Raw genomic sequence first — 17,748 nt, forward strand, 5'->3', positions numbered from 1 at the left:
ATAAAAAAAGGAGCAACAAGTGCTCCTCGACGATAACGTAATTATGCTTAGATTAGTTAAAACTGATCTTCTTCCGTAGAGCCTGTTAATGCCGTTACTGAAGATTGACCACCTTGAATCGTATTGGTCATCTTATCGAAGTAACCCGTACCGACCTCTTGTTGGTGAGCAACGAACGTATATCCACGTTCTGCCGCTTCAAACTCAGGGCGCTGTACCTTCTCAACATAATGACGCATACCTTCACCTTGAGCATAAGCATGGGCTAATTCAAACATGTTGTACCACATGTTATGAATGCCAGCTAACGTGATGAATTGGTATTTATAGCCCATATCTGCCAACTCTTGCTGGAACTTAGCAATTGTTTCGTCATCCAGGTTTTTCTCCCAGTTAAACGATGGTGAACAGTTATATGCCAATAATTGATCGGGGTACTGTGCATGAATAGCTTCAGCAAACTTACGTGCTTCTTCTAAACATGGCTTCGCAGTTTCACACCAAATAAGATCAGCATAAGGTGCATACGCTAAACCACGCGAGATAGCTTGGTCGATACCTGCACGTACGCGGTAGAAACCTTCCGCTGTACGGTCACCGAGAATAAAGTCGTTATCGTATGAATCACAATCTGACGTTAACAAATCTGCCGCGTTAGCATCGGTACGCGCTATAACCAAAGTGGTTGTACCCGCGACGTCTGCCGCTAAACGTGCCGCCACTAATTTTTGTACCGCTTCTTGGGTTGGTACCAAGACTTTACCGCCCATGTGACCGCATTTTTTCACTGACGCTAACTGATCTTCAAAGTGAACACCTGCGGCACCGGCATCAATCATATTGCGCATAAGTTCATACGCATTAAGTACACCACCAAAACCCGCTTCTGCATCGGCGACAATCGGTAAGAAGTAATCAATCCCTTCTTCTGGGTTACTGCCACTAGACCACTGAATTTGGTCTGCACGACGGAATGAATTATTAATACGAGTAACCACTGATGGTACTGAATCTACAGGGTATAACGACTGATCAGGGTACATCATCGATGCCGTATTATTATCGGCGGCAACCTGCCAACCCGATAAGTAGATTGCTTCAATACCGGCTTTTGCTTGTTGAACTGCTTGGCCACCCGTCAATGCACCTAGACAGTTAACATATCCTTTTTTCGAAGAACCATTGACCAAGTCCCACAGCTTATCAGCACCGCGCTGGGCAATCGTATTTGCAGGGGCAAATGAACCACGTAGATTTACTACTTCTTCCGCGGTGTAAGTACGTTTAACGTGCTTCCAACGTGGATTTTCAGCCCAGTCTTTTTCAATAGCTTCTATTTGCTGCTGGCGAGTCAATGTCATAATGATGTCCCTCGTTTCATTTGGCGATAAGTCGCTTAACGTAATCGTTAATGCATTCTTTTCTTCGACTTTTACTTTTCTAATTTTTCATCTATTTTCAATCTATTTAAGTTATCAACTAGCTAAGCTAGATATTCGTAACCTGAAACTGTTAAGAAGTTCACAAGCTCGTCGCTGGTTGTTAATCGCGACATAAGCACTGCAGCTTCTTCATACTGGCCTTGTTGGAATCGTTCGCTTCCTAGCTCTTGTTCCAATACCACCATTTCTTGATCTAGCATGTCTTCAAATAACGCGTTGGTGACCACATCACCATTGCTCAGTGATTTACCATGTTTAATCCACTGCCAAATTGAAGCGCGTGATATTTCAGCGGTTGCTGCATCTTCCATCAGTCCATAAATAGGCACACATCCATTACCCGTAATCCATGCTTCTATGTACTGAACAGCGACACGAATGTTGTGGCGCATCCCCTCTTCCGTACGTTCACCGTCACATGGAGCGAGCAACTCTGCCGCAGTAATAGGGGCGTCATCTTCACGGCTTATATCTAATTGGTTATTGCGTGTACCCAATGCTTCATCAAACACGGCACGAGCAGTATCGGCTAACCCAGGATGCGCAACCCATGTGCCATCGTGGCCATTATTCGCTTCTAATGATTTATCGGTTTGAATCTTATTAAGTACCCATGCATTACGTTCTGGCTCTTTTGATGGAATAAACGCAGCCATTCCTCCCATCGCAAATGCACCTCGATGGTGACAAGTACGCACCAATAAGCGGGAATAAGCATTTAGAAATGGCTTCTCCATCGTAACAACTTGTCTGTCAGGCAAGATTCGATCTGGGTGGTTTCGTAGCGTTTTGATATAGCTAAAAATATAATCCCAACGGCCACAATTAAGACCAACAATATGCTCTTTCAAGCTATAAAGGATTTCATCCATCTCAAAAACGGCTGGCAAGGTTTCAATCAATACCGTTGCTTTGATTGTGCCGCGTTGCAGACCAAACTCATCTTCCGTAAAGCTAAAGACATCACTCCACCATGCCGCTTCTTGATATGCTTGTAATTTGGGCAGGTAGAAATAAGGGCCGCTACCCTTTTCTAGTAACTGTTTGTAGTTAAGAAAGAAGTACAACGCAAAATCAAACAGTGACCCAGGAATAGGCTCCCCTTGCCACAACAAATGCTTTTCCGGTAAATGAAGACCACGAACACGGCAAATCAATACCGCCGGATCATCATTTAACGTATATTCTTTTCCGTTATCTGGGTTGGTGTAGCTAATGTTGTTATTCACCGCATCACGCAGATTACGCTGTCCATCAAGCACTTCATTCCAAGCTGGAGCAAATGAATCTTCGAAATCAGCCATGAATACTTTTACATTGGCATTCAGAGCGTTAATCACCATTTTACGATCAACGGGACCGGTAATTTCAACGCGTCGGTCTTGTAGGTCGGTCGGTATATTTTGAATACGCCAATTACCGTTGCGTATATTCATCGTATCTGGCAGAAAATCAGGTAGATCTCCAGCATCTATTTTTTGTTGGCGCTCTTCTCGTGCAGAAAGTAATTGAGGAACTCGGGAAGCAAAGCGCTGAACTAAACGCTCAACGAACTGCAAGGCTTCACTACTTAATATTTCTTGTTGTTCTGCTGTCAGTATTGTCTGCAATGACAGTTTAACTTCATAATCCGCGTTGCCTTGATGTTCCGTCATTTCCACCCTCCACTCATCTGTAACTTAATCACTACTTTTATCAATAATTGAAAAACCTTAAAGTCTACAACCACCTGCGTTAACGCCCTATTTACGTTGCCGTAACAAATCAACAATTGCAAATTATTTTTTTACTACACGCTTGTAGCATAAGAGAAGTAATCAATTTAAAACAACACGTTAAATACTAGTAGAGTTAAAGCTCAAAACGCAAAATTAAAACAAAAAACAGTAAAAAACTCGGTTGATATAAATAGTAAGAATTACAGCGAAAAATGTAACAAGTTACGTAATTAAATTACTATAAATAGGCGTTAAGGATTTTTCATAAAAAACGTTTAAAACAAAATATAACTATTACATTCGCTATAAAGTTTTTAATAACAGTATATTAGAGATGCATTATGGCTATATTTTATACAGGAATTATAGACAAGAATACTCACTCAGTTTCATTTATTTGCAGAACGAAACATAATAAACCTACAAAAAAGGGGTATTCGCTAAGAAGATAATAAGATGATATATCTTGATTTTTGGTGGAATGTCAGAAGATCGTGCTGGAATATTGTCTTTTCTACCAGCACGACTTCAAAAGGACTATAAAAGTCCTTCTACTATATCGGCAAGGCCGTTAAAGGTCTTGATTCGGCTAGACGTCGGGCGCCACACTAAACCAATTTCACGGTAAGCAGCCTGCCCCGGAGGCTCAATAACAACTAAGTTTTGATTATCTAATAAGCCATGATCGATAGCCATTTGAGGAATAAAGGTTGTGCCTAACCCATTCGCTACCATCTGCACTAACGTGTGTAAGCTTGTGGCAGTAAAGGGGTTTATTTTTTCTTTGGTGGTCAGCTTGCACGCAGAAACAGCATGATCCGTTAAGCAATGTTCTTTCTCTAATAAGAAAACCGATTCATCTGGTAAATCAGCGTATCGAAGGGGAACATTCACTTGTTCAGCCTGATTTTTGCTGATCACCATTTTAAAGGCATCTCGCCCTACTATCTTGCTGTGCATGTTATTGATATCAACAGGCAAAGCTAAGATCAGTACATCCATTTCCCCATTACGTAACGCCGCTAACAGGTTCGTGGTGGTGTCTTCGCGCAGCAGAAGATTCAAGTTAGGGTGCATACGATTCACCTCTTGCACCAAATCACACAGCAAGAATGGTGCAATAGTCGGTATACAGCCCACCCGAAGCTGGCCTTCCATGCCATCGCCTGCGCCACTTGATAATTCCATTAGATCTTGGCTACGTGCCAGTAATTCACGGGAACGTATCACGACCTCTTCCCCTGTAGAGGTAAAGACTAACGATTTGTTATCACGCTCTATTAATTGGCAGTTCAATAATTCTTCAAGATTTTGAATGCCTGAACTCAGGGTTGATTGGCTAACAAAACACTTTATTGCTGCTTTGCCAAAATGACGAGTTTCAAACAAAGTAACAAGGTAATGAAGCTGTTTTAGTGAGGGAAATTTACTCATCGTTTTTTTCGATTACTCCAATCTATTTATTCCGCTTTTTTCAATCTAACAGTTTAGGTATAGTTTGTCTCGTCCAAACAAGGAGCCTACCGAAAAGGTCGGCGACAAACAGAATATTTGAGGAGCACCAAAATGGTACTAGTAGGTCGTCAAGCACCAGATTTTACTGCTGCAGCTGTTCTCGGTAACGGCGAAATTGTTGATAGCTTCAACTTCGCAGAGTTTACTAAAGGTAAAAAAGCAGTAGTTTTCTTTTACCCACTAGATTTCACTTTTGTTTGCCCATCAGAGCTAATCGCTTTTGACAAGCGTTTTGAAGATTTCCAAGCGAAAGGCGTTGAAGTAATCGGTGTTTCAATCGATTCTCAGTTCTCTCACAACGCATGGCGTAACACTGCTATCGAAGATGGCGGTATCGGTCAAGTTAAGTACCCACTAATCGCTGACATTAAACACGAAATCTGTAAAGCGTACGATGTAGAGCACCCAGAAGCTGGCGTTGCTTTCCGTGGTTCTTTCCTTATCGACGAAGACGGTCTTGTACGTCATCAAGTAGTTAACGACCTTCCACTAGGCCGTAACATCGACGAAATGCTACGCATGGTTGATGCACTAAACTTCCACCAGAAAAACGGTGAAGTTTGTCCAGCACAGTGGGAAGAAGGCAAAGCAGGTATGGACGCATCTCCAAAAGGTGTTGCTGACTACCTATCTGAGCACACTGCAGACCTATAATTCTTCTTATTGAAGGGTTAACAACACCATGCTCACGGTGTTGAGGCAACGAACGCAAAAGCGTAAAGCCTAAGTCAGCCAAAGGCAAAAAGAACAATGAGGCCCGGATTGCACCGGGCCCTTTTTTGTCTGGACAAAACTGCCCTTTCAAATTCAATCTTAATCATACCGTCTCTAAGCCCTCTCAAAATTTATTTGCATTTATCGCCAGCACTTATCAGACTGCCAATACCTACCCTCGCGTTTGAATAATAATGACAATCCAACTTGAAGTTTGTATCGACAACCTAGAATCACTTCACTATGCACAGCAAGGTGGTGCTTCCCGCATTGAATTATGTTCTTCATTAGCCCTTGGTGGTTTAACACCCAGTGCGGGTTTTATGCAATTAGCAGCCAAACACGCCTCCATTCCTGTTTATGCCATGATTCGCCCACGCCAAGGTGACTTTTTATTTTCAAGTGATGATGTCGAAATCATGCTGGCAGATATTCACGCAGCGAAACAAGCGCAGCTTCAAGGTGTCGTTATTGGGGTATTAACGCAAGAGGGTCATATCGATCACGATATTCTTAACAGCCTAATGAAAGAAGCAAATGGCTTAGGGGTAACGTTTCATCGCGCTATCGACCAATGTATTGAGCCAATGGCGGCATTAGATAATATTATGGCTGCTGGCTGTGAACGGATACTAACATCAGGCTTACAAGCTAATGCGCTTGATGGCGTAGATATGATTGCAGATATGGTTACATATTGTGGCGATCGTTTGAGTATAATGGCGGGTGCCGGAGTAACTGCTACTAACGCAAAACACATTATCACTCGTACTGGTATTAGTGAAATTCACTTATCAGGGAAAAGCACACGCCCGAGTCATATGGTGCAATTCGCTAACCAAGCACATATGGGTAGCGCCGATATTGATGACTTCAGCATTCCTGTTACATCGGTTGAAAAAATTGCAGCGGTAGTAAGCGCAATCCGTTAGATTTCATGCTATTTAAACGATAAAGCCAGCACTATGGCTGGCTTTATTTTCCTGTCGATTATATACCTTAAAAACCACGAACTCTTTTCGCCGGATGGATATCGTCTTCAGACGCTATACCGCTAGAATACGTTGCCGATTTCGATTGAGTAGAGCCATCACAGGTAATATTAGGAACCGGTATTTCTGGATTTAATAAATATTGCGTCGTTGGGTTATCGATACACGTGTTGCCATCAAAGCTAAAACCGTGGTCAACATAGTTATTCACAGTAATCAGAGAAGCCAAGTTACCAAATTGCTGATGCATCGATTCTGTCCAAGCGTATGGTGTCGCGGGATCATACTGTCCGCCGATAATCAAAATACGTTGACCAGCTAACTTTTGCTCCATATTCTCGATATTCGCGACTGAATCTCGATAGTTTGGCCAGTCTGCACATAACGATGCATTTTGTTTATATTGGTAATGACCAAATAACTTCGATTCTTTCATAAAACGAGGTTCAGATATTATTGCTTCATTCATATTTATCGGACTAAGTTCATCGGTACAAATCACGGCACGAAATAGAGCATCACTTCGCGAGTAATAAGATGACAACTTTTCACTCATTCTTGAAATCGGTTGAGACAAAGCTACTCGTAAATCAGTGGCATCATCATCCTTCAGAAATTTGAACAACCCATCTGAAATTGGAGCCCATTCGTTATAAGATTGTCGGCTAACAAGACGATTCAATGTGCTGTCAGATTCATATTTAGAAAACCTATTAGCTTTTTTATCAAAATAACCGTTAGGGGTGTTAACACTGTCGATCACTGTTTCAAATTGATTCATTCTTGATGCTTCAACTAAACGGTAATTCGCCACTGTATCAAAGCCTTTCGTATTACCTAAACGCAATTGTAGGTAGTTTTCTGTATTTGGTGACATCGAAGAATCAAGCACAATAGCGCGCACATGTTCGGGAAACTGTTGCGCGTATAACGAACCTAAACGCGTACCATAGGAATACCCGATAAAATTCAGCTTATCATCCCCAAATTTCTGACGTAATTGGTCAAGATCCTTTACCACACTATTACTGCCTACGTACTGCGAAAATGTTGCATATTCATTATCGCAATTACGGTTTTCAGCACACTTGGTAAGTTCTTCAGCATATTGACTACGACCAGACCCCCTTGGATCCATACCAACAATATCAAATCGGTTCAAAATATCATTGGGTAAACGGTTTACAGCCATAGAATTAGCGCCATTTACTGCACTAGCACCAGGCCCTCCAAAGTTGAAAACTAAAATACCAAGGCGCTGAGACGGAATATTTGCTCGGTGAACACCATAATAGACATCAATATTGCCATCATTCAAATTACTGTAATCTTTCGGCACCGACAAAAAGCCACATTCCATGGTTGGTGGGCAAGTACGTTGTGCGTCAGTGGTCGTTTTAGAAAAATCACTCCCTCCATCACCACCACCACAACCTGCAAGTAATAAACTAACCGCCAATCCAGATATTAATCGGTACATCAAAAAACCTTATTCAGTGAAGTTGAAATAACAAACCTACAATTGATAAAAATTATCATTACAATGACAACACATATAAAAATAAAATGATACAGCATTCAATTGCATTCTAAACAAATACTTAGCTGTGAATATCCCTTTTTTGTTACATCAATACCTAAAACTTTCTGAACAACTATTCTTAAGCTTACAATTAAATAATATTTCCTCTTAAATACACTTTATCTGGAGTGAACAATGTCCAATAATTCAGTAAAGCAATTAAAGAAAACAGACTATGAATCTGAGCTAGTCAACCTGCAAATAGAACTCGTTAAACTTCAAGAGTGGATCAAACACTCTGGCATGAAGGTGGTCGTTATTTTTGAAGGGCGGGATGCAGCAGGTAAAGGTGGGGTAATAAAACGTATCACAGAAAAACTCAATCCTCGTGTTTGCCGTGTTGTAGCATTGCCTCAGCCGACAGAAAAAGAGAAAACACAGTGGTACTTTCAACGTTATGTTTCTCACCTTCCTGCCGCTGGTGAAATGATATTACTTGATCGTAGTTGGTACAACCGCGCCGGTGTCGAGAAAGTCATGGGCTTTTGTTCAGATGAAGAATACAACGAGTTTCTTCGTTCATGCCCTGAATTTGAACGCATGCTTAAACGCTCAGGCATTATCTTGGTTAAGTACTGGTTTTCAGTCTCTGATGACGAACAAGAAAAACGCTTTTTAGAACGTATTAATACCCCAATGAAGCGTTGGAAGTTTAGCCCTATGGATTTAGAATCCCGAAATCGTTGGGCTGAATACTCAGCAGCAAAAGATGCAATGTTTGCCTATACAGACACAAAGCAATGCCCTTGGTGGGTTGTCGATGCAGACAATAAAAAGAAAGCACGTATCAACTGTATTTCACACCTATTAACTCAGATTCCCTATAAAGAAATTGATTACCCGACTATCTCGTTACCTAAGGTGAATAAAGAAGGCTACATACGTTCACCAATAGACAATCAAACTTTTATACCTGACCTGTTCAGCCCAAAATAAGTTTTGATCGCGCATAATGCTTTGTTCAAACAAAAAAGCACTTTGTTATTATCAGTTTTCTGGTAGCTTGATATCAACATGGATGGTTTAAGAGGTAACCAGTATGGCGAAAGATTTATATTTAAAGCTCGATCTCAATCTATTACGAACATTTGTGATCCTTTCGCAAGAACTCAATATGCGAAAAGCCTCTGAACGACTGTTCGTCAGTCAACCTGCGATCAGCCAAGCCTTACTCAAACTCCGCAATCATTTTGACGACGAGCTTTTTGTGAAAACGCGACATGGTTTAAAACCAACGGCTTTCGGTGAGGAGCTAATGGATAACATTAGTCCAATAATGGATGAACTCTCTTCTACCTTAAACTGCAGCCAAGACTTTGATCCCGCCGATCTTGAGGGATCAATCCGTATCGCACTAGCGCCACATATCCTTACTTACCTTTCTAGTAAGTTATTCCATGCTATTCGTAATGCAGCACCCAATGTCGATGTACATCTTCTTAACTGGTCACCGACGACGCTTGAAGATTTGAATAAAGGTAAAATAGCCATCGGGGTTAACTTTGATATTCACCATGCACCTAAAGAGCTTATTCGCAAAAAAGTTGGGGATGACACCTTCATTATATATGTCCGAAAAGATCACCCAATTGATAAAGAAGTGATTTCCCCAAAAGATGTCAAAGACTATGAAATGGCTAACTTGATCATTCCAGATTGGAACTCAAATACCTCTCAGGCAGAGCGAGTAATGAAGAGTCATGGATTGAGTGTCAGAATTGGATTTCGCTCTGAATTACCAATGGCAGTGCTCGATGTAGTAAGACACACCGATATGGTCTATCCATCAACCACTTTTGTCCCTGAGCGAGAATTGAGAGAATTACGCGGAATGAAAGTCACTATTGAGGGTAACGATATCACTTTCCCTGTTATCGCTTATTATCATCAAAAGAATAAACGAAACCCAACAACACTTTGGCTGCATAAACTCATCAATCAGTTACTGCAAAAAGAAACTGTAAAATAACGCGATATTGCCTGATAAACCTTCTTTCTTATTATTAGGCAATTCTACTTTCTACTAACCTTCCTCCTTATAAGCACTCCTTATCGGCTACTTAAGCTAGTCAGATTAATTAGCAGGCCTTATCAGTTAGATAATAACTGGTGATTAGATAAAAAACACCGCTCAATTTAATATTCTCTCATCGACTAGGAAGGTCAATAAATAGCCATAATAAAACGGCACTGCAGAGCAATGGAAGCTCGTAATATCTAACTAATTTTTATTGAGAGAATCAAATGAAAAAGAAATTACTGGCTTCACTCATTGCCGTGTCTGTTTTGGCTGGCTGTTCATCTTCTTCCGGTTCAAAAAATGAGGACGTAGATCCAGGTTATGGCTTTACCCCTAAACTTGAAAATCCTATAGAACTGGATCCAGAATATGGCAATCCAGAATTAGATCCTGGCTTTGATACAACAACACCAACATACGGTGATATTTCAGAAACTCATAATGGCTTTGCTATTACTGGTGATAATGGAACTGTCATCACCGTTGATACAAAAACCCATGACTCAACCGTCATCTACACAGATTCAGGTGTATTTACAATTAATGACAATAATGAGATCACGAATTACAGTACAGGTGAAGTAGTAGGTCACGTCCAGATCACTGATGATACTGTCACTCTCCGCACCGATAATGGTACCGAAGTTGTCTTTAGAAACGAAGATGGACGACTCTTCGCAGCCGTTATTTCTCGACCTGAAAACCAAAACCCAATAGAGATGGAGCCTACACTCCCTATTCTTGGTGATATTTTGCCAGTTAACTACTCTATTATTGCTGTTGGGGATAGCACTTACAAAGCACTTGATTCTGAAGGGAATTATATTGCGTTAATTACCTATGATGACTCGGCTAATACCGCCAGAATCACGATGGGTGGTCAGTCTTATAACTTTGAAAACGTATTTGTATACAAAAATGATAATAATCAGGTCGTTGGCATTATCCATGATGATAAATATTGGACAGCTAACGGTGGTATTAAAGATATTGCGGAAATGAAATCAAATCTTGGTAACCTTTCTAACGAGCAAAAAACTCAGCTGCGCACTAAAGCGAAAGATCTACGTGAAAACATCAAGGCACAGATCAACCGTTCTTAACCATACGGGTTAAACGATTGATTTCAACCTAAAAAAGAGCCGCCATTCAGCGGCTCTTTTGATAATAAGCCTTGGTGAACATATGAAAGTTATTAATAAGGTACTTGCCATTGCTGCACTTTTGGCAAGTTCTTTCCAGCCTGCCGCTGCTGAACCACAAATAGGTTTCCAAGTATCTAAAACCGGTGATGACTGGATAGGTACAATAATCGGATCAATTCAAGCAACCGAAGAAATCAATGTAAGCGCCGAAATTGATTCTACTGGCTACCTAGAAATAGGAGCTGGTTATGGGTTGATGTTTGGTCAATTTTATACTGAAGCATTTGCGAGTTATGGCCGTGCAGATAGCATAGATATTTATGACATTGGTATCTTCACTGGTACTGCATTAACCGAAAACCTCATGGCATTTGCAAGTACCTCTCATGAATGGCGTGACACAAAAGCCTTGATAGATATTGATTGGCTAGATCAACGAGAGTGGAAATCATCAGTTGGACTTAGTTATAGCCCTTTAACGTGGCTTAATACCAGCTATAACTTTAATCATGACCGACTACTTTCAGGCAACCGCTGGTCGCAAGATGTCGTAAATGACAACATCAACAGCCATGATATTACCATTACATTTAAACCCAAATGGATTGAACCCTACATAAAGTATACCTATGGTGAATACCGAGTACGCCCAGGCGAACGCGTAACGTCAGAGAGCTCATATGAAATGGGCGTCAATTTTAAGTTTTAACTCTTTAAATAATATTTAGATGATGAGTTCTCATTCTTAGCCTAGAAAAAGTAATGTCAATATACCCATTCAACCATTTGGTTACTCTCGCCCCTACGACTCATATATTTATTCTAGGGGCCTTTTTGATTATCTAAAATAAGACACTCATAAAAACTGACTGTAAAGCACCCAGTATACAGCAGGGTCCCTACGGCTGTTATTAATCACTTCAATACATTGCCTATTTCATCAGGATTGGTATGGCGAACATCTTTGCCTTTAACGAAATAGATAATGTATTCACAAATGTTTTGGCAGCGGTCACCAACACGTTCAATAGAACGCGCCGACCACATTACTTGTAATACATTGGGTATTGAGCGCGGATCTTCCATCATATATGTCATCAGTTGACGAATTATCGCTTCATATTCGCGATCTATACGATCATCTTCTTGATATACTTCGACAGCTGCTTTTACATCCATTCGCGCAAATGCATCAAGCACGTCATGTAACATTTTTACTGCATGTTGACCAAGTGCTTCTAACGATACCAATAAGTTATATTGTTTATTCGTGAAGTTTTCTAATGCCACTTTCGCAATACTTTCTGCAACATCACCGATACGTTCTAGATCAGTAATGGTTTTAATTATGGCGATAACTAACCGTAAGTCACTCGCAGTTGGCTGACGTTTCGCGATAATACGCGTACACGCTTCATCAATCGCCACTTCCATCGCATTAACTTTATGATCGTCCTTAATCACACGTTTGGCTAATTCTGCATCTTGCTGGTGCATCGCTTTTAATGAATCAGCAAGTTGCTGTTCAACTAACCCGCCCATCGCTAATACATGCGTACGGATACTTTCTAATTCGGCATTAAACTGACCAGATATATGACGGCCAAGGCTTAAATTATCTAACATATTGCGACTCCTTAACCGTATCGGCCAGTAATGTAATCTTCAGTGCGTTTCTCTTTTGGGGTGGTGAAAATATCATTGGTACTAGAGTATTCCACCAGCTCACCCATGTGCATAAATGCGGTTTGATCCGACACTCGGGCAGCCTGTTGCATGTTATGGGTTACGATAATGACCGTGTATTTCGTTTTTAGATCATTGATCAATTCTTCAATCGTCAGCGTCGAAATAGGATCCAACGCTGACGTCGGCTCATCCAATAACAAAACTTCAGGCTCAATCGCAATAGCCCGAGCAATCACCAAACGCTGCTGTTGACCACCTGATAAACCAAAGGCATTTTCATGTAAACGATCTTTTACCTCATCCCACAACGCCGCACCACGTAATGATTTTTCAACCGCGTCATCAAGAGCTCGACGCTCTTTCAACCCTTGCAAACGCAGTCCATAAACCACGTTTTCATAAATCGATTTAGGAAATGGATTCGGGCGCTGAAATACCATGCCCACTCGGCGACGTAATGATGCTACATCCACTTTACTGTCATAGATGTTTTGACCATGAAGCATGATCTTGCCATCGACACGGCAACCTTCAACTAATTCATTCATTCGATTAATACAGCGTAATAACGTCGATTTACCGCAACCTGACGGACCAATGAATGAGGTAACCTGCCCTTTCGCAATGCGCATATTAATATCAAACAACGCCTGCGTATTACCGTAATGAAGATCGAGCCCTTCAATTGACATCGCCGTTTTGTCATCGGGTAACGAGGCTAAATCTAATGGCTCAAATAAGCCCATTGATGGATTAATTGAAAGCATGTATTTCTCGCTATTATATCAACGCGTTACTGCTCTAAAGAGCGGAATTTCTCACGTAGATGATTTCGAATACCAATGGCTGTTAAATTCAAGCCGACGATAACGGTCACTAGTAAAAATGAGGTGGCATACACTAATGGTCGAGCCGCTTCTACATTGGGGCTCTGAAAGCCAACATCGTAAATATGATATCCAAGGTGCATAAACTTACGGTCTAAGTGTACATAAGGAAAATGACCATCAACAGGCAACGTGGGTGCCATTTTTACAACCCCCACCAGCATAAGAGGGGCAACTTCACCTGCTGCACGTGCAACCGCTAAAATTAAACCTGTCATTATTGCAGGGCTTGCCATTGGCAATACGATTCGCCATAAGGTTTCAGACTGCGTGGCACCTAATGCCAATGAGCCATGACGCACCGAGCTAGGAATACGCGCCAAACCTTCTTCTGTTGATACAATCACAACAGGCAAGGTTAAAATGGCTAATGTCAGTGCCGACCATAAAATACCTGGTGTACCGAAAGTAGGCGTTGGCAGTTGTGACGAAAAGAACACATCATCGATGGTTCCCCCAACCATGTATACGAAAAAGCCTAAACCAAACACACCGTATACAATGGAAGGCACACCCGCTAAGTTAATCACAGCCACACGAATAAGCTTAGTAAAGCCATTTTTACCTGCATATTCATGTAGGTAAATAGCAGCCATTACGCCTAGAGGTGTCACTATAATACTCATTAGTAACACCATGAAAACAGTACCAAAAATAGCAGGAAAAACGCCGCCTTCAGTATTGGCTTCGCGGGGATCTTCGGTTAAAAATTTAACCACTTGATGCCCCCAATGCGTTAGCTTACCCAAGAATGATAAATTGTTCGGATACCACATATCCAGCACTTGTATCATCGGCAACATCACTTCATTGCCATGCATATCAACAACAACTAATGCATTATTTTGCAATTTTTCTTGCAACACAAATAGCCGTTGTTCTACCTCTGAATAAGCATCTTGTAACCGTTTTATTTCTGTATCAATCGATTGTTGTGCCGATTCATCTAATGAGATCTGTGCAGGATCGTTTGATGATTCATTCAAGGCTAACTTGCGTTGCTTTAACCGCTGCTGATTTAATTGCCAATTAATATCAGCAATTTCAGTATTTTTTAGGCTGTCTAATTGGGTACGCACAAGGTTGGCTTGTAATAATCCTCCCTCAATATCTTCGATACCGCGACGCTGACCGCCATCAATAAAACCGATAGGATAACCGTAGAACTTACCGTTCTTATCACGATCGATAACCGCAATATTATCTGCCAATACTTGGCGTGCGATTTGCGTTTTCAGTAACGTTATAAAATCAAGCGCGACACGCTCTCGGTTACCCGTTTTAATTAAGTAACGCGGTACGCTATTACCTTCAATGTTAGAAACATCGATTCCTGCATCAGCTAGCTGTTCAACCAGTATACTTTTTTGTTCGTATATTTCGCCAATAATGATTTGGTTGCTACCATTGATCGACACATCAAATTGATAAACAGGCGCCGGCCAAAAAAAGCTGAGCCCTTTCCAGCCAATCAATAGCAATAAACCCAATACAGCAACCAGACTTAAACTTACCGCACCCGCAGTAAGCCATATCCAAGGCGAGCCTGATTTAAACCACTTAATCATTAATCAACATATTCCATATCCCTATAACGACAGAATAAACTCTGTTTGAATCAATACACGAATACACATTGCCCATCCGTGGTATCACGCACATGGTTATTACAATGAACTGTATTTTTCGCGCAAGCGCTGGCGAACCAATTCACCGATAGTATTAAAAATAAAGGTGAATATAAACAAGACAAATGCAGCAAGAAATAAGACGCGATAATGTGAGCTACCTACTTCAGATTCTGGCATTTCAATCGCAATCGTTGCTGCTAATGTACGCATCCCTTGCAGAATATTCCAATCCATAATAGGAGTATTACCCGTAGCCATCAGCACAATCATTGTTTCACCGACAGCTCGACCTAACCCCATCATTACTGCAGAAAAAATACCCGGACTTGCCGTTAACAGCACCACTTTTGTCAGAGTTTGCCAATGCGTTGCACCCAATGCTAATGAACCACTGGTTAAATGACCCGGCACAGAAAAGATGGCATCTTCAGCAATAGAGAAAATGGTAGGAATAACCGCAAACCCCATCGCAATACCAACAACGAGTGCATTACGCTGATCGTAGCCAATACCTAATTCATTGGTGAGAAAGCCGCGCACATCACCGCCAAATAACCATTGATCGATATACGGACTCGCCGCTATGCACCCATAACCCAGTAGCACAATCACAGGCATAAGAATCGCAATGTGAAAACCATTAGGAATACGGTGTCGCCATTTACCAGGCAATACTGACCATCCCCAACCAACCAATAAAATAGTCACTGGAAATAAAATCAAACTCATCACAATGCCCGACAGGTACATTTCTACAATCGGGGCTAGCCACAATCCCGCCAAGAAACCGAGAATAACCGTTGGTAGCGCTTCCATTATTTCTACGGTTGGCTTTACCACATTACGCATTCTAGATGACATAAAGTATGCAGTATAAATCGCGCCAGCCAATGCTAATGGTATGGCAAAAAACATGGCATACAATGCTGCTTTTAGCGTACCAAACACGATAGGCACCAAGCTCAACTTAGGTTCAAACTCATCACTGGCCGACGTTGATTGCCATACGTAATCAGGCTCTTGATACCCTTCGTACCATACTTGTTGCCACAAAGAAGCAAAGCCAATCTCAGGGTGAGCGTTTTTAACGGTATAGGTTTGCCATTGCTCCCCTGAAATGGCTAACAAGCGATTGGCACGTGGAGAGATAATCAGTTTATCCGGTGCTTGCTCAAATAAGTGTTCTTTGTATAACACGTTACGATCTGATGTGTAGTATGCCGACAACACGCCATCTTGCTGTACAGCAAAAAAACCTTTGCGATAGTATTCAGAAACCAATTCTTTTATAGGGCTAATTGAAAATTCGAAATCACGGGCCTTCACTAACGATCGCTTACCATCACGAACCACTTCAAACCATTGCGAGACAGAATGATCAGAAGCTGTAAGCAGCAATGAATTTGCACCTGACAGCAACTCTATCTTTTCAATGTTGCCATTTTTATCACTCACATTCACAACATCACGTACTTTGGCACCAGATTGGTTTACCTGTACCACGTAAATATAATTACCACTGCGTAAATAGACGGTGCGCCCATCTGGCGTAACAACAATATCATTAATGTTTTGTGGCACATCTGTAATTTCGAATGAATGAGATTGCCAGATAGAGGCCGCATTTAATGAGCCGCTATTTAATGCATCGTCTTGACCTTTAAATGCCATGGCAACAATGCGGTTATCGGCCGTTTTACCAACAATAATTGCGTCACTATCTCGAGATGAAATCGCAAGATCTACAATGGCTTGCCCTTGCGGATCAAGTAAGAAATGTGATTGCCCCAAAGGGTAAGAAACACTGGCTGTGCTTGTACGTTTATTATCAGGAAAGCTGATCTGAAATATGGGTTTTACAACGTTAACGTAACCATCACTTTGCCCATAAGCAAAAATAGCATCGCGAGGAAGACTTTGTGCAAAGCTAACCGGACTATTGGCAATAGAGTGCTGGCTGATAATAGGATCGAGTGAGTCTTCAGGTTTCAAGCTGACAAATGCCAGTTCACCTTGCTTGGAGAAGCGAAAAGCGAGATCATTATTTTCTCCAATACCGACGGCGGCAACTGTATCAGGGAAAGATGCAATAGTGATATTACGAGGCTTTACGGTGACTGACGAGAAGATCGGCAGCGTGACATAAAGCAAATAAAAGAAGATCAAAACCAAAGTAATAAGTACAGAAATACCACCAGCTGTTACACCAAACCGCACCAATCGGTCTCTTAAACGCCGACCACGGTTTTCTCCCAACAAAAATGCGCTGGCACTTGCCATTATTACCTCTAGCTTTTTATACGTTTACTAATAATATGTCTTTTAGATGACAATTTTGTGACAACAGGATCCACAAAGATCATTGTAACCTCTTTATTGAAATCCCGACTTATTAAAATGACATAACATTGCA

14 protein-coding genes are annotated in these 17,748 nt (G+C 41.3%); 6 read left to right on the forward strand and 8 right to left on the reverse strand.

The window, feature by feature from the left end:
* Positions 1-56 precede the first annotated feature (56 nt).
* The 3 genes from aceA to C9J12_RS14970 form a co-directional block, all read right to left on the reverse strand.
* Positions 57-1,361 carry an isocitrate lyase gene (gene aceA / locus C9J12_RS14960; protein WP_107243445.1) on the reverse strand — a complete coding sequence of 435 codons (1,305 nt, stop codon included), beginning with the start codon at positions 1,359-1,361 and terminating at the stop codon, positions 57-59.
* A gap of 122 nt (positions 1,362-1,483) precedes the next feature.
* Positions 1,484-3,097 (reverse strand): malate synthase A, encoded by a 1,614-nt coding sequence (gene aceB, locus C9J12_RS14965; RefSeq protein WP_107243446.1) that lies wholly within the window; start codon positions 3,095-3,097, stop codon positions 1,484-1,486.
* Between the two features lie 600 nt (positions 3,098-3,697).
* Positions 3,698-4,594, reverse strand: a complete 897-nt coding sequence (locus tag C9J12_RS14970; protein WP_107243447.1) for a hydrogen peroxide-inducible genes activator — start codon at positions 4,592-4,594, stop codon at positions 3,698-3,700.
* Positions 4,595-4,726: 132 nt separating this feature from the next.
* On the opposite strand from C9J12_RS14970, the gene C9J12_RS14975 reads away from it, so the two are divergent.
* A complete protein-coding gene (locus tag C9J12_RS14975; RefSeq protein WP_041393911.1) occupies positions 4,727-5,329 on the forward strand; it encodes a peroxiredoxin C in 603 nt (200 codons plus the stop codon).
* 254 nt (positions 5,330-5,583) lie between these two features.
* Positions 5,584-6,321: a copper homeostasis protein CutC gene (locus C9J12_RS14980; RefSeq protein WP_107243448.1), complete on the forward strand. Its 738-nt coding sequence runs from the start codon at positions 5,584-5,586 to the stop codon at positions 6,319-6,321.
* A gap of 67 nt (positions 6,322-6,388) precedes the next feature.
* On the opposite strand, the gene C9J12_RS14985 is transcribed toward C9J12_RS14980, so the two are convergent.
* Positions 6,389-7,861 carry an alpha/beta hydrolase gene (locus tag C9J12_RS14985; RefSeq protein ID WP_107243449.1) on the reverse strand — a complete coding sequence of 491 codons (1,473 nt, stop codon included), beginning with the start codon at positions 7,859-7,861 and terminating at the stop codon, positions 6,389-6,391.
* Positions 7,862-8,098: 237 nt separating this feature from the next.
* Between C9J12_RS14985 and ppk2 the strand changes: the two genes are divergently transcribed.
* The 4 genes from ppk2 to C9J12_RS15005 all read left to right on the forward strand — a co-directional run bounded on the left by ppk2 (position 8,099) and on the right by C9J12_RS15005 (position 11,837).
* A complete protein-coding gene (gene ppk2 / locus C9J12_RS14990) occupies positions 8,099-8,899 on the forward strand; it encodes a polyphosphate kinase 2 (protein WP_107243450.1) in 801 nt (266 codons plus the stop codon).
* A 103-nt stretch (positions 8,900-9,002) separates the two neighbouring features.
* Positions 9,003-9,932, forward strand: a complete 930-nt coding sequence (locus tag C9J12_RS14995; RefSeq protein WP_107243451.1) for a LysR family transcriptional regulator — start codon at positions 9,003-9,005, stop codon at positions 9,930-9,932.
* A gap of 275 nt (positions 9,933-10,207) precedes the next feature.
* Positions 10,208-11,086: a PQQ-binding-like beta-propeller repeat protein gene (locus tag C9J12_RS15000; RefSeq protein ID WP_107243452.1), complete on the forward strand. Its 879-nt coding sequence runs from the start codon at positions 10,208-10,210 to the stop codon at positions 11,084-11,086.
* Between the two features lie 91 nt (positions 11,087-11,177).
* Positions 11,178-11,837, forward strand: coding sequence for a hypothetical protein (locus C9J12_RS15005; RefSeq protein ID WP_407675683.1), 660 nt, complete (start codon positions 11,178-11,180; stop codon positions 11,835-11,837).
* A 206-nt stretch (positions 11,838-12,043) separates the two neighbouring features.
* On the opposite strand, the gene phoU is transcribed toward C9J12_RS15005, so the two are convergent.
* The 4 genes from phoU to C9J12_RS15025 form a co-directional block, all read right to left on the reverse strand.
* The gene (gene phoU / locus C9J12_RS15010) at positions 12,044-12,754 is read right to left on the reverse strand and encodes a phosphate signaling complex protein PhoU (protein WP_006230780.1); all 711 of its coding nucleotides are present in this window, start codon (positions 12,752-12,754) and stop codon (positions 12,044-12,046) included.
* 11 nt (positions 12,755-12,765) lie between these two features.
* Positions 12,766-13,584 (reverse strand): phosphate ABC transporter ATP-binding protein PstB, encoded by an 819-nt coding sequence (gene pstB, locus C9J12_RS15015; protein WP_107243454.1) that lies wholly within the window; start codon positions 13,582-13,584, stop codon positions 12,766-12,768.
* Between the two features lie 26 nt (positions 13,585-13,610).
* Entirely contained in the window at positions 13,611-15,272 is a 1,662-nt protein-coding gene (gene pstA, locus C9J12_RS15020; protein ID WP_107243455.1) for a phosphate ABC transporter permease PstA, read from the reverse strand.
* A gap of 99 nt (positions 15,273-15,371) precedes the next feature.
* Positions 15,372-17,615: an ABC transporter permease subunit gene (locus C9J12_RS15025; protein WP_107243456.1), complete on the reverse strand. Its 2,244-nt coding sequence runs from the start codon at positions 17,613-17,615 to the stop codon at positions 15,372-15,374.
* Positions 17,616-17,748: the final 133 nt, after the last annotated feature.

Origin of the sequence: Photobacterium frigidiphilum, from assembly GCF_003025615.1 — a bacterium.
Classification (GTDB): Bacteria; Pseudomonadota; Gammaproteobacteria; order Enterobacterales; family Vibrionaceae; genus Photobacterium; species Photobacterium frigidiphilum.

What these genes read in the sequence shown, in the direction of transcription:
- aceA (WP_107243445.1), bottom strand. Translation starts at nt 1,361, where the DNA reads ATGACATTGACTCGCCAGCAGCAAATAGAAGCTATTGAAAAAGACTGG.
- aceB (WP_107243446.1), bottom strand. Translation starts at nt 3,097, where the DNA reads ATGACGGAACATCAAGGCAACGCGGATTATGAAGTTAAACTGTCATTG.
- C9J12_RS14970 (WP_107243447.1), bottom strand. Translation starts at nt 4,594, where the DNA reads ATGAGTAAATTTCCCTCACTAAAACAGCTTCATTACCTTGTTACTTTG.
- C9J12_RS14975 (WP_041393911.1), top strand. Translation starts at nt 4,727, where the DNA reads ATGGTACTAGTAGGTCGTCAAGCACCAGATTTTACTGCTGCAGCTGTT.
- C9J12_RS14980 (WP_107243448.1), top strand. Translation starts at nt 5,584, where the DNA reads ATGACAATCCAACTTGAAGTTTGTATCGACAACCTAGAATCACTTCAC.
- C9J12_RS14985 (WP_107243449.1), bottom strand. Translation starts at nt 7,861, where the DNA reads ATGTACCGATTAATATCTGGATTGGCGGTTAGTTTATTACTTGCAGGT.
- ppk2 (WP_107243450.1), top strand. Translation starts at nt 8,099, where the DNA reads ATGTCCAATAATTCAGTAAAGCAATTAAAGAAAACAGACTATGAATCT.
- C9J12_RS14995 (WP_107243451.1), top strand. Translation starts at nt 9,003, where the DNA reads ATGGCGAAAGATTTATATTTAAAGCTCGATCTCAATCTATTACGAACA.
- C9J12_RS15000 (WP_107243452.1), top strand. Translation starts at nt 10,208, where the DNA reads ATGAAAAAGAAATTACTGGCTTCACTCATTGCCGTGTCTGTTTTGGCT.
- phoU (WP_006230780.1), bottom strand. Translation starts at nt 12,754, where the DNA reads ATGTTAGATAATTTAAGCCTTGGCCGTCATATATCTGGTCAGTTTAAT.
- pstB (WP_107243454.1), bottom strand. Translation starts at nt 13,584, where the DNA reads ATGCTTTCAATTAATCCATCAATGGGCTTATTTGAGCCATTAGATTTA.
- pstA (WP_107243455.1), bottom strand. Translation starts at nt 15,272, where the DNA reads ATGATTAAGTGGTTTAAATCAGGCTCGCCTTGGATATGGCTTACTGCG.
- C9J12_RS15025 (WP_107243456.1), bottom strand. Translation starts at nt 17,615, where the DNA reads ATGGCAAGTGCCAGCGCATTTTTGTTGGGAGAAAACCGTGGTCGGCGT.